The organism is Lactiplantibacillus daowaiensis (assembly GCF_005405085.1).
In the GTDB taxonomy this organism is placed as follows: domain Bacteria; phylum Bacillota; class Bacilli; order Lactobacillales; family Lactobacillaceae; genus Lactiplantibacillus; species Lactiplantibacillus daowaiensis.
Genome location: NZ_BJDJ01000010.1, coordinates 1 through 12,135, shown reverse-complemented (window position 1 = coordinate 12,135; position 12,135 = coordinate 1). Strand labels below are relative to the sequence as shown.

The window sequence follows — 12,135 nt, the reverse complement described above, 5'->3', positions numbered from 1 at the left end:
GATTTAGCTAAACTAATTCAAATGCCGGATCCAACAACTTAATCGTTGCGTCTTTTAACCCGACTGCTTGAATCTTTTTATCTTTAGTCACAAAAATCGCGCCATACAAATCATCACGATCTTCGCCCCAACCGGCTTCTGGTTCGCCGGCGAAGAAAAGGCGGGTCGTTTCGATTTCGCCATCGATCGATTGCTTCGATAAAATCGTGACACTTAATAAGTCGTTTTGACGTGGGTAGCCGGTTTTTGAATCTAGGATATGGTGATAAGACTTACCGTTAATATCCAAATGCCGTTCATAAATCCCACTTGTTACGGCTGAACACGGGCCGATTGTGACACTGGCAATGGCATTGCCACGTGGTGTAAGTGGGTTTTGAATCCCGACCCGCCATTGCTTATCGGCATGTAGCGGCGAATCGCCCACCATTAACAAGTTACCACCAAGATTGATCATTCCAGCGCGTTGACCGAAAGCTTCCCAGTAATCCTGAATTCGATCAGCGATGTAACCTTTAGCAATCCCACCTAAGTCCAGTTCCATCCCGGCGTGTTGCAAGTACACACTAAAGTTTTGGTCATTTAAGTCAACGCTGAATGGGTCAACTAAAGCCAAACGTGCCTTGATTTCAGCTTGATTAGGTAAGTGCGCGTCGTCAAAGCCGATGCGCCATAGTTTTACTAGGGGACCGATCAAGGCGTTAAAGCCAAAGTGTTGTTGGCTCAATAAGATGGCTTGTTTAACTAACGAATAAGTGGCAGCGGAAACTTGAACGGGATGGTCACCAGCCGCATGGTTAATGGCCATCACTTCAGATTGCTGCCGATTGACTGTTAAGCGGTCTTCATATTGGTCGATCAATTGATTGGCTTGGGTCAAATAGTCATTGGTATCGCTACCAAAAAGCGTTAAGTCAATGTCAGTGCCTAGCGCATAGTGTGAAGCGTGCCGACGTTGTTGCGCCAATTGGGGCGTCATTGGTTGGCCTTGGTCATTTAAAGTTGTCATGTTATCAGTCCTAAATATGAGTGTTGGGACATCAATCGTATCGATGTCAAAAAGTTAAATCAAAATGCCGTGGCAATGATCGATTTCATGTTGAATAATTTGAGCCGTGAAATCCGTGAATGCTTGGGTTTGCCAGTTAAACTGCCGGTCTTGAAATTGTACGGTGATTTGGTGATAGCGGGTGGTTGGCCGTTCGCCGGCTAGTGAGAGACAGCCTTCTTGGGTCTGGTAAGCACCTGCTTTTTTAGTGATTTTTGGATTGAACATTGGAATCGCGAACGGGCCCATTTGGACTACGATGACGGCTTTGTTACTGCCAATCATATTGGCACCCATCCCGACACAACGATCGGCATTGGCTTTGAGTGTATCCAATAAATCAGTTGCAACTGCTAAATCTTGTTTGGTCGCAGGCGCCGCTGGTTGGGTCAAGGCGGCCGGGTCGTGCACGACGTTTTTTATCATGATGGTTACCTCATTTTATTTGCTTTACGTTCTATTATAGTGGTGTGCGAAACGAGTCCGCAAGTCACAGTCGTCAAATCAAAGAATAAATCGATAACGATGCTTACTGAAATCGGATTCGCCTTTAGTTCAGTTACTTAGTCAAGCATGATAAAATTTTAAGTAAGTGAATGTCGGTTAGTGTCAAGTTTCTCGAAAAAGGAGCAAATTATGCAAGCCTGTCAACGACGATTTAAACGGTTCTATCGCATGTACAGTCCGGCAAAAATAGCGTTAATGATGTTGATTACGCTAGTTGTAAGTATAGGGGGTTATACGGTTAGTCAAGCTGCAAGTTTAGAACAAACTTTAGCACAACAGCCGGTAACGACAACCGTTAAATCAGCGCCACCTGCTGATTTAACAACGACTGCCAAATATGTTGGTCAACAGTTACGACAGTCGTTGCTCAAGCTAAAACCACGTCAGTTCAAGGTGCCGAAACCAACGGCAACTAAGGCAATTCCGTATGCCGGCTTAAATACGGCGATGGTCCAAGTTACCAAAAATGAGGTGTTACATGATCATAATTATTTTTGGCCCGCACAAATTTGGTTGCCGTTTGCAACCGCTACTGATCCGGACTTTTGGGCTAATCTGACAAATGATGATGACCTGATTGTTGACGAAGAGATCCAAGCGCGTATGATCGCGTATTTAAAAGATTCAAGTTTAATTGCTGATCAGTATGGGCACCAAACTTATGGTGAAAGCTATTATCAATTGTTCCTTGAAGCTAGCGGTGAAACCATCGATCCGACTTTGTTTAAACAGTACAGCAATACGATGAACGGGTTTCAGGCTTGGCTTTTACGAGATTTTGCTCAATTAGAACTAGGCTTGATTACCCATGATGAAGTTCGTGCCCATTATGAGGACCAATATCGGGCTTATGCCGTTTTAATGGATGACTTTATGGCGGCGATTGGGAGTGATGAGGGTATCTTAGCTCAACTGGACCAAGTCATGGCGTATTTAGAGAGTGATATGATCCATCAATACGTGATCAAACCGATGCTAGATAATGCCAGTATGACACTGGGGGCGACTTATTCGATCGATGATTTGGCGAGCTTAGACCCAGAAAAGACCGTTGCGGTTAATACGGCGCAGTATGAACAACCAGCTTTAGACGTGATGCAACGGTCGCGCCAAGGCCAAACGTGGCTGACGACGGCGGTACTAACTTACGTCCAAAGATTTGTCATGACCAACCCAGCTGCTATAGCTGCACCGGTCACCGTCACCTACGTCGATCAAACTGGGACAAAAATTGCTGCGGATAAAAAAATTACGGGTAACTTAGGTGACGCGTATGATGCGACGACTACGGACTATCAACTCGAGCTACCTGATTATGAATTAGATACTAGTCAGTTGCCCACAAATGGCAAGGGACAACTGACAGCGGAAGCGCAAACGGTGACTTACGTTTATACGAAAAAAGTCGTCGCTGGCGCCCCCGTCACGGTTCATTATCAAGAGGCTAGTGGTCAAAAACTGGCGCCTACCGAGACGTTAACGGGTAATGTTGGTGATACCTATCAAACGCAACAAAAGTCGTTCACCGACTATACGTTTGCGAGCGTGACCGGTCAAACGAGCGGCGAATTTACGACCAAAGCGCAAACGGTCGTCTATACGTATACCAAGAATCCAGTTAAAGGTGCCCCAGTCACCGTTCGTCATCAAAGTGAAACCGGCACGCCTTTAGCTGAAGCTGAAACGATTCAGGGCAATATTGGTGACCAACATCAGACCAAAGCTAAAATGATTGCGGGCTATAATTTATTACGCGTAGAAGGTGAGCCACTTGTAACGATTAGTGCCGATCCGCAGACCGTGACCTATATTTATACCCCCAAAGCAGTTGCAATGGGGACCGTGACGATCATGTATCTTGATGAAGCTGGCCGTGAGTTAGCACCAGCAACTGAATTGACTGGCAAGGTTGGCGATGACTTTAACGCTGAAGCCTTAACGTTAACTGGCTATCAACTACAAACGACGCCAAGTACGATTGCTGGTCAGTTCAAGGCTGATCCGCAAACGTTTAAGTTTACGTATCAACCGGTAGTGCCACCAGTAACGACTGGTCAAGTTTTAGTACGCTATGTGGATGAAAAAGCGCACGACTTAGTGCCAGCGACAACGATGACCGGCAAACTGACCACAGCGTATACGACAAAAGCTAAGGCTATCAAGGGCTATCATTTAGTAAAGACAACGGGCCCCACAACCGGAACTTATATGGAACAGCTACAAGTTGTGACGTACCAGTATGCGGCCGACCAACCAGCGGTGGCAACGGGCCAAGTGACGGTGCATTATCAAGATGAGACGGGCCAGGCCTTGGCGATAAGCGAAACGTTAACTGGGGACGTTGGGACGGCTTATCAAACGACACTAAAGGCCATCAAAGGCTACACCTATGCTAAAACACTGGGGGCGCCGACGACTGGGACGTTTAAGGCGACTGCTCAGACCGTCACGTATCGGTATCGTGCCGATGCACAACCAATCGCAACTGGGAAGGTCATGGTACATTATCAAGATTTAGCCGGCAAAAAATTGGCAGCAACTAAGACTTTGACTGGGTCAGTCGGGAGCGCTTATGCGACAACCGCGCCGCATATCAAAGGTTATACGGCCCATGGTGTGACTGGCAAACCAGCCGGACACTATACGGCAGCCACGCAAACGGTCATTTATCGCTATCAAGTAAAAACGACGGCTAATCAAACTGACAGTACGACAACTAGTGCTGGCGATACGGTGAATACTGGCACTAAACCCACAACTACCCCAACTAAGCCGACCCAGGCAACTGCCGCGCCGACAACCAAGTTGCCAACGGCGACAGCTAACCAAGCGTTACAACGGGCGGGCACCGGTAAGTTACCGCAAGCCAATGAACGAACCACGCGTTGGCCAGTTGTCCTTGGCGCGAGTGCGCTAGTCTTAATTGGCCTGGGTTATTGGTGGTATCGCCGCCAAACTCGGTAATTGATTTACCCAGTTGAAGCATGATTTGCGTTAAACTTATACTATAAGGAGGCCGTGTCAATGGCAGTATTTAGTGAGACAGATAAAATTAAAATTTTAGCAGATTTGGTTAAAATTAAATCAGTGAATGATGATGAAACAGAAGTGGCCCAGTATTTACAACGGCTGTTTGCTGACCATGGTATTCAAGCAACGTTGATGCCACTGAGCGATACTCGGAGTAATTTGGTTGCTGAAATTGGGACGACGGGTCCCGTACTTGGCATTTCTGGACATATGGATGTGGTGACTGCAGGCGATACTAGTAAATGGACCAGTGATCCATTTACCTTAACAGAACGTGCTGGTAAACTTTATGGTCGGGGTGCGACTGATATGAAGTCTGGACTGGCTGCGATGGTCATTGCCATGATTGAAATTGATGCCGCTAAGACGTTGAAAAATGGTCGGATCCGATTGATGGCTACCGTTGCTGAAGAAGTCGGCGAGACGGGTTCACAAAAGTTCTATGAAGCTGGAACGATGGCAGATGTGTCGGCACTACTCATTGGTGAACCATCTGGCTACAATATTGCGTATGCCCATAAAGGCTCCATTGATGTTGAGTTGACGTCTAAAGGTAAGACGGCCCATAGCTCCATGCCAGAAGCCGGCTACAACGCCTTAGACCCGTTGATCGAAATCTTAGCGCAGGCCAATCATGTTTTCCGTGACAGTGATCGCGAGAGTGACTTACTCGGCAAATTGATCTTTAACAGTACGGTGTTACAGGGTGGCAACCAAGTGAACTCGATTCCAGGGGCAGCAAAAGCCGAATTAAATATTCGCTCGATTCCAGAATTCGATAACGACACTGCTATTGCAGCTTTGCAACAACTTGTGGATCAACAAAACGCTGCGGGCGCTCAAGTTGACTTACGTGTCTTCATGTCACAAAATCCAGTTGCGGCCCCTAAAGACACTGAATTGAGTGATTTAGCGGCTAAGTTGGGTCAACCTTATGCGGGCACGTCGATTCCTAAAGTGGCGATTCCAGCGGTAACGGATGCGTCTAACTTACTGAAAGGCAAAGACCGTGATTTTCCATTTATCATGTTTGGCCCTGGGAATATGACACCGCATCAAGTGGATGAAAATGTTGATCGGCAGATGTATTTAGACTTCATTCAGCTGTATCAACAACTGTTTGTCGACTATTTAAATTAAAGCAAATAACTGGAACGAATCTGACTGTTAGTTAGGTTCGTTTTTTAATTGGTCTAGGTAATCCTTAAATGAGAATTCTATGTAAACTTATCGAAACAGTTTGATAAATGAAGATTAATAAGTTAGACTATAGGCGAACTTAAGAATCAATGTAAATGATTTAAATCAGTTGAAATTACAATTAAATGGTCTATAATTCAGTTGTTCATGTAAGAAGTTCTAACATCAATCTAACAAAGAGGGTTTTGGGCATGCGAATTGAAGAAGATTGTATTGGTAAATTAGCCGTCGAAGATCAGGCGCTATATGGGATTCATAGTTTACGCGCCGTACACAACTTTCCAATTAGTACCGAACGGCTTCATCCATTAATCATCATGAGTTTAGTACAGATCAAACAAGCCGCCGCTACGGTTAATCAAGCGGCGGGGACGTTGTCAACGACCAAAGCACACGCTATTAAAGCGGCATGTGATGAGTTGTTACAAGGGCAATATGCGGATAGCTTTATTGTACCGGCAATTCAAGGTGGAGCTGGCACGTCAGCTAATATGAATGTGAATGAAGTGGTCGCTAACTTAGCCAATCGGTTAACCGCTGATGCTGATGTGCAGCCAAACGATGACGTGAACCAATCACAATCGACTAATGATACGTTTCCAACTGCTGGTAAGATGGCGTTATTACAACAATTGCCAGGCTTACTCAGTGCCTTACGCGACTTATTACAAGTGCTAGGCGAACAAGGAGAAGCGTACGCTAATACGATCAAAGTTGGCCGGACGCAGTTACAAGATGCGGTGCCAACCACTTATGGTCGTAGTTTCCATGCTTATCAACACTTATTCAAACGTGATTTAGACCGGGTCCAAGCGGCTGGTGAACATTTGCAGACCGTTAACTTAGGTGGCACCGCCATTGGGACCGGAGTTAACGCAACCCCATACTATCAACAGCACGTTATTCCAACTTTAAATGACCAAACTGGGTTGGATTTAAAAGTGGCGACTGATTTGATTGATGCCACGCAAAACTGTGATTTACTTGTGGAATTCTCAGGTGCTTTAAAGACGTTGGCGGTCGATTTATCGAAATTCAGTAACGATTTACGATTATTGGCTAGTGGCCCCCAAGCGGGATTGGCCGAGTTACACTTGCCAGCGCAACAAGCAGGGTCATCCATTATGCCGGGCAAAGTTAACCCAGTGATCCCCGAAGTGGTTAACCAAGTTTGCTTTGAAGTTATCGGTCACGACACGACGGTGACAATGGCCGCTGAAGCAGGACAACTTGAATTAAACGCGTTTGAGCCCATCATGTTCCGCGATTTATTAGCCAGCGAACATGAGTTACAACAAGCTGTTCAGACCTTGATTCAAAATTGCTTACGGCACTTGACGGTCAAACAAGACCAGTGTGCCGATGAAGTTGACCAATCGGCAATTACGGCCACTGTTTTAACCCCATACTTGGGCTATATGGCTACAACCAAGCTGATCAAACGGGCACTGAGCCAACACCAGTCCGTCCGGCGGTTACTCGTTGCTGAACATCGTTTGCCAACTGAATTAGTGACGAAATTGTTTGCGCCAACGAATTTAACGCAACCACGCCAACCACAAAAACAACAAGCTTAATGACAGTAACTTAAAAACGTCCGGTCACAATTAATGTGATCGGACGCTTTTTTTAGTAGGCCGGTTTTAATGGCGTTGGTGTCGCTAATGTCGACGCTTTTAAAGCCGTTTTAGCATCGGTGGGGATTTCCCCATGCTCAGGACTCCAGCCAGTGTCTTTGGTTAATTTAAACGTGGTTTGACCACGTTTTAAGGTCATCGTTGTGGCGTTACTCAAAGTCAATTGGGCGGTCCCTAATTTGGCTTGATTGAGTGTAGCTTGGTAATTGTCACCAAGTTTTAACGTATAGTGACCCTTGATTGTGGCGTGATTGGTTTGAAATAAGGCTAAGTTCTGGTTAGTATCTAAATAGATCGCAACCCCTTGGGCCTGATTGACCCAGCGACCTAAGTAATCGGTCGTGCGTATTTTGCTGACTGCCGTTACCCCCGGCGCTGCAGACTGTACGTTTTGGACTGTGTCGGTCGTTTTAAATGAATCGTTGGCGACGGCCTGACAACCCGCAAGACCTAATGTTAGTAGCGCTAAGGCGCCTAACATTCCCCGTAATTTTTTCATGATAATCTCCTCCGAAGCGTTAGCCCCGTTAGCTAACAACTCACTCTCTCATGGTTCATTATAGAGGAAGCTGGGAATGAGTGAAACCGATATGACTGACTTTATTCGGAAAAGTTGTGTTTTTTAATGACATGACCAAAGAATCGTTAATATTATGATATTTATATAGGCGATATCAATCACTAAATATTGGCATCATAATGACTTTAGTCCCATTAATTACGGCAAAACTTAGTTTGTAAAAAGTGGTCAAAAGGCAATGATGACACGTAATTGGCCTAGCCATCAAACCCCTGAATTAAATATTCCGTTTATATAATTTCGTTAATATAGCAAATAAATTTAAAGTATTTTTGGCCGGATGTAAGCTTGACCGGTCGGCTTTTAGGTCACCTTGTGGCCGGCAAGGGGGCTAAAACCAGATAGGCAACGCTAGCAAAATGAGCTACTATATATAGTATCCGGTTTAGCTAGTAGTACCATTGATTGTAGGCGTGTACCATTGCTAGTGCGACCTAACGAACGATTTTGAAAAGTGGGGATCTTATGATAACAACAACGACAACAACTGAATTAGACCAATTACGGGCCCTGCCAGTCATCAAGCGCGATGGCACCCAGACCAAATTTCATCCTTATAAAATTGATTTTGTGCTCGATCAACTCATCACCGACGCTGACCAACGTCAAGCTGTGCGGCAAGCTATCGTGGCACATTATCAAGACGCATCGCAAGTCGAAACACGCGAATTACGGCCCGCGTTGATCACGATTTTTAATGATCTCGGGTTAACGACGGTTGCGAAGCAGTATCAAGATTACTTCATCAAAGAACAAGACCATTTTTCAGCGGCGACCAATGTCAAAGCGCGCATTGAAAAGTTGTTTGCGCGTGATGCGAGTGTCGTTCATGAAAACGCCAATAAAGATAGTAATGTTTTTAATACCCAACGTGATCTTGAAGCTGGCGCGGCTAGTCGTGCTTTAGGATTGAAGATGCTACCAGATATGGTGGCCAAGGCCCATTTGCGGGGCGACTTACATTGGCATGATTTGGATTATTCACCAGTTACGCCAGAAACGAATTGTTGCTTGATCGATTTTGATGGCATGTTTAAGAATGGTTATAAGATTGGAAATGCGGAGGTGGCCTCCCCACGGTCAATCCAAACAGCGACGGCCCAAATGGCGCAAATCATCGCTAACGTGGCGTCGTTACAGTATGGTGGTTGTTCGGCTAACCGCGTTGATCAATTATTGGCGCCCTATGCTGAAATCAACTTCCAAAAGCATTTAGCTGATGCTGAAAAGTGGGTAGCCGCTGACAAACGCGAAGCTTTTGCTAAAGCGAAAACAAAAAAAGATATTTACGATGCCATGCAGGCCCTGGAATACGAAATCAACACCTTGTATTCTTCACAAGGCCAAACGCCTTTTACCACGGTTAACTTTGGCTTAGGAACGAGCTGGATTGAACGTGAGATTCAAAAGTCTATCTTGCAAATTCGGATTAAGGGACTAGGTAAAGAACACCGGACGGCCATCTTCCCTAAGTTGATTTTTACGGTTAAACGGGGGTTGAATCTTGGCCCCAATGACCCTAATTATGACATTAAAGAATTAGCGATTGAATGTTCTACGAAGCGGATGTACCCCGATCTTTTAATGTACGATAAAATCAAAGAAATTACTGGGAGCTTCAAAACACCAATGGGCTGTCGCTCGTTTTTACAAGGCTGGCGTGATGAAAATGGGGTTGAAGTCAACTCTGGACGGATGAACTTAGGCGTGGTAACAGTTAACTTACCACGGATTGCGTTATCCGCCCATGGTGATCCTGATTTATTCTGGGAAATTTTTGAAGAACGGTTGACCTTGTGTCATACCGCTTTAGCTTACCGGATTGAACGGACGAAGCAAGCTAAGCCGGAAAATGCCCCCTTACTTTATATGCATGGCGCCTTTGGTAAGCGGCTAAAAGCTGGCGATTCTGTTGATGAGCTGTTTAAGAATCAACGGGCGACGATTTCGCTGGGCTATATTGGTATTTATGAAGTTTGTACCACGTTCTTTGGCCCAGATTGGGAACAAAATGACACGGCCCGGGCCTTTGCCGAAAAAGTGGTTAAAGCCTTACGTGACAAATGTGCAGTATGGGCTGAAGAAAGTGGTTATCACTATAGCCTATACTCGACACCAGCCGAATCATTAACAGATACGTTTTGTCGGGATGATATTCAAAAATTTGGTCGCATTCCTGATGTGACGGATAAGGAATATTACACCAATAGTTTCCATTATGATGTCCGCAAGCATCCGTCACCATTTGACAAGTTATCTTTGGAAGAAGTCTTTCCTAAGTATGCTTCGGGTGGCTTTATCCATTATTGCGAATACCCGAACTTAACGCAAAATCCCAAAGCTTTAGAAGCTGTCTGGGATTGGGCTTATGATCATGTTGGTTATTTGGGAACGAATACCTCGATTGACCAATGCTTCAAGTGTGGGTTTAAAGGTGAATTTAAGGCTACTGCGCGTGGGTTCGTGTGCCCACAATGTGGCAACCATGACCCTAAATATTGTGATGTTGTTAAACGGACGTGTGGTTATTTAGGTAACCCCCAACAACGGCCGATGGTTCATGGTCGGCATGTTGAAATTGCGTCACGTGAAAAAAATATGTCTCCGGAGATGATTAAGAATGCCGCGCGCTATGAAAGGACCAAACAATCCGATGCCGAAAGAATGGCTGGCAGAGGAGTTAAGTGAACAATACGTCGCTGATTATAAGGCGTTTAACTTTGTTGATGGGGAAGGGGTACGGTGCAGCCTATATTTGAGTGGTTGTCCGTTCCGTTGTCCAGGTTGTTACAATGTGGCCGCGCAAAACTTCCATTATGGCCAACCGTATACCCAAGAATTAGAAGACCAGATTATTGCTGATTTGAGTCAAGACTATGTGCAAGGGTTGACTTTGCTTGGCGGAGAACCATTTTTAAACACCCAAGTTGGGATTCGGATTTGTGAGCGGGTGCGCCAAGAATTCGGTCATGATAAGGATATTTGGTCATGGTCGGGCTACACTTGGGATGAATTGTTAAAGGATTCTGATGACAAGTTAAAAATGTTGTCATTGATCGATATTTTAGTCGACGGTCGTTTCTTACAAGATAAGATGGATTTGACGTTGCAATTCCGTGGTAGTTCGAACCAACGGATTATCGATGTCCCCAAGTCGTTAGCGGCTAATGATGTTGTCATCTGGGACAAGTTAAAACACTAGTTATTTAGTATCAGTATCAAGAAAAATTTTTGACAGCATAGCTGGCGTGGACCTGCGCTATGCTGTTTTTATTAGCGCCAAATTTGGGATTTATGAGAGGAAGAATGATGATGTTAAGTATGATTAAACAATGGCAAACACGGTATTTACACTTTTGGGATCGCTTGAATGTGCTACGGGCCGGTATTTTAGGGGCCAACGATGGGATTATTTCTGTTTCTGGGATCGTGTTGGGCGCAGTTGGCGCGGATCTCAGCAATACCACATTATTTATTAGCGGTATCTCTGGGATGTTAGCTGGGGCTTGTTCGATGGCCGGTGGCGAATATGTGTCAGTCAGTGCCCAAAAAGATGTCCAAATTCAAAAACTGAATGCGCAAATGCAACCAGGCGAGCGCATCACGAGCTTGTATCAGACGAAAATTCGTGAAATTGACCTTTTAAATCCATTACATGCAGCGGCGACTTCGTTTGTGTCATTTTTGTTAGGGGCGTTGATTCCATTATTGGCCATTAGCTTATCAGCACCAAGCTGGCGGTTAGTCAATACGGTCGTAGCAATGATGGTTGCCCTCAGCTTGAATGCGACCGTCAGTGCGAAGAATGGCGCGGTACCATTACATAAAGTAATCTTTCGTAACATCTTAGTTGGGGTGGCGACCGCTTTGATTACGTATGTCATGGGGACCTTGCTAGGTGGTAACGTTGCCGGATAGGTTGACTACAAATTAATTGCAGATTTAATACAAAAATAGATATTTGCGGTCGAAATTTTCTATATAAGAGTCTATACTTATAGTGTGTTAATCTTCATTGACACTTAGCAATTGATGAAATGAGGTCTTTTATAAGATTGAAGTGAACCCACAAGTTTGGACAACTAAATTAAGCTGCTAACTGATTGGCAAGTTCTCGGTATTGTACCGGTGAC

Annotated in this window: 9 protein-coding genes; 6 read left to right on the top strand and 3 right to left on the bottom strand. The window is 45.0% G+C overall.

What is annotated here, in order from left to right:
* Positions 1-7: 7 nt before the first annotated feature.
* Both FFM75_RS07505 and FFM75_RS07500 read right to left on the bottom strand, forming a co-directional pair.
* Entirely contained in the window at positions 8-1,009 is a 1,002-nt protein-coding gene (locus tag FFM75_RS07505; protein ID WP_137628557.1) for an FAD:protein FMN transferase, read from the bottom strand.
* Between the two features lie 54 nt (positions 1,010-1,063).
* Positions 1,064-1,474 (bottom strand): peptide deformylase, encoded by a 411-nt coding sequence (locus FFM75_RS07500; protein ID WP_137628556.1) that lies wholly within the window; start codon positions 1,472-1,474, stop codon positions 1,064-1,066.
* Positions 1,475-1,684: 210 nt separating this feature from the next.
* Between FFM75_RS07500 and FFM75_RS07495 the strand changes: the two genes are divergently transcribed.
* The 3 genes from FFM75_RS07495 to FFM75_RS07485 all read left to right on the top strand — a co-directional run bounded on the left by FFM75_RS07495 (position 1,685) and on the right by FFM75_RS07485 (position 7,362).
* Positions 1,685-4,519 carry a MucBP domain-containing protein gene (locus FFM75_RS07495; RefSeq protein ID WP_137628555.1) on the top strand — a complete coding sequence of 945 codons (2,835 nt, stop codon included), beginning with the start codon at positions 1,685-1,687 and terminating at the stop codon, positions 4,517-4,519.
* 60 nt (positions 4,520-4,579) lie between these two features.
* On the top strand, positions 4,580-5,725 hold the full coding sequence (locus FFM75_RS07490) for an ArgE/DapE family deacylase (RefSeq protein ID WP_137628554.1): 1,146 nt from the start codon (positions 4,580-4,582) through the stop codon (positions 5,723-5,725).
* A gap of 251 nt (positions 5,726-5,976) precedes the next feature.
* On the top strand, positions 5,977-7,362 hold the full coding sequence (locus tag FFM75_RS07485; RefSeq protein ID WP_137628553.1) for an aspartate ammonia-lyase: 1,386 nt from the start codon (positions 5,977-5,979) through the stop codon (positions 7,360-7,362).
* A 52-nt stretch (positions 7,363-7,414) separates the two neighbouring features.
* On the opposite strand, the gene FFM75_RS07480 is transcribed toward FFM75_RS07485, so the two are convergent.
* Positions 7,415-7,921, bottom strand: a complete 507-nt coding sequence (locus FFM75_RS07480; RefSeq protein ID WP_137628552.1) for a hypothetical protein — start codon at positions 7,919-7,921, stop codon at positions 7,415-7,417.
* 546 nt (positions 7,922-8,467) lie between these two features.
* On the opposite strand from FFM75_RS07480, the gene nrdD reads away from it, so the two are divergent.
* The 3 genes from nrdD to FFM75_RS07465 all read left to right on the top strand — a co-directional run bounded on the left by nrdD (position 8,468) and on the right by FFM75_RS07465 (position 11,920).
* On the top strand, positions 8,468-10,690 hold the full coding sequence (nrdD, locus tag FFM75_RS07475; protein ID WP_137628551.1) for an anaerobic ribonucleoside-triphosphate reductase: 2,223 nt from the start codon (positions 8,468-8,470) through the stop codon (positions 10,688-10,690).
* Positions 10,656-11,204 (top strand): anaerobic ribonucleoside-triphosphate reductase activating protein, encoded by a 549-nt coding sequence (nrdG, locus tag FFM75_RS07470; protein ID WP_414672087.1) that lies wholly within the window; start codon positions 10,656-10,658, stop codon positions 11,202-11,204. The genes nrdD and nrdG overlap by 35 nt, the downstream gene beginning before the upstream one ends.
* A 110-nt stretch (positions 11,205-11,314) precedes the next feature.
* On the top strand, positions 11,315-11,920 hold the full coding sequence (locus FFM75_RS07465) for a VIT1/CCC1 transporter family protein (RefSeq protein WP_379832228.1): 606 nt from the start codon (positions 11,315-11,317) through the stop codon (positions 11,918-11,920).
* Positions 11,921-12,135: the final 215 nt, after the last annotated feature.

What these genes read in the sequence shown, in the direction of transcription:
- FFM75_RS07505 (WP_137628557.1), bottom strand. Translation starts at nt 1,009, where the DNA reads ATGACAACTTTAAATGACCAAGGCCAACCAATGACGCCCCAATTGGCG.
- FFM75_RS07485 (WP_137628553.1), top strand. Translation starts at nt 5,977, where the DNA reads ATGCGAATTGAAGAAGATTGTATTGGTAAATTAGCCGTCGAAGATCAG.
- nrdD (WP_137628551.1), top strand. Translation starts at nt 8,468, where the DNA reads ATGATAACAACAACGACAACAACTGAATTAGACCAATTACGGGCCCTG.
- FFM75_RS07500 (WP_137628556.1), bottom strand. Translation starts at nt 1,474, where the DNA reads ATGATAAAAAACGTCGTGCACGACCCGGCCGCCTTGACCCAACCAGCG.
- FFM75_RS07480 (WP_137628552.1), bottom strand. Translation starts at nt 7,921, where the DNA reads ATGAAAAAATTACGGGGAATGTTAGGCGCCTTAGCGCTACTAACATTA.
- FFM75_RS07495 (WP_137628555.1), top strand. Translation starts at nt 1,685, where the DNA reads ATGCAAGCCTGTCAACGACGATTTAAACGGTTCTATCGCATGTACAGT.
- nrdG (WP_414672087.1), top strand. Translation starts at nt 10,656, where the DNA reads ATGCCGAAAGAATGGCTGGCAGAGGAGTTAAGTGAACAATACGTCGCT.
- FFM75_RS07490 (WP_137628554.1), top strand. Translation starts at nt 4,580, where the DNA reads ATGGCAGTATTTAGTGAGACAGATAAAATTAAAATTTTAGCAGATTTG.
- FFM75_RS07465 (WP_379832228.1), top strand. Translation starts at nt 11,315, where the DNA reads ATGTTAAGTATGATTAAACAATGGCAAACACGGTATTTACACTTTTGG.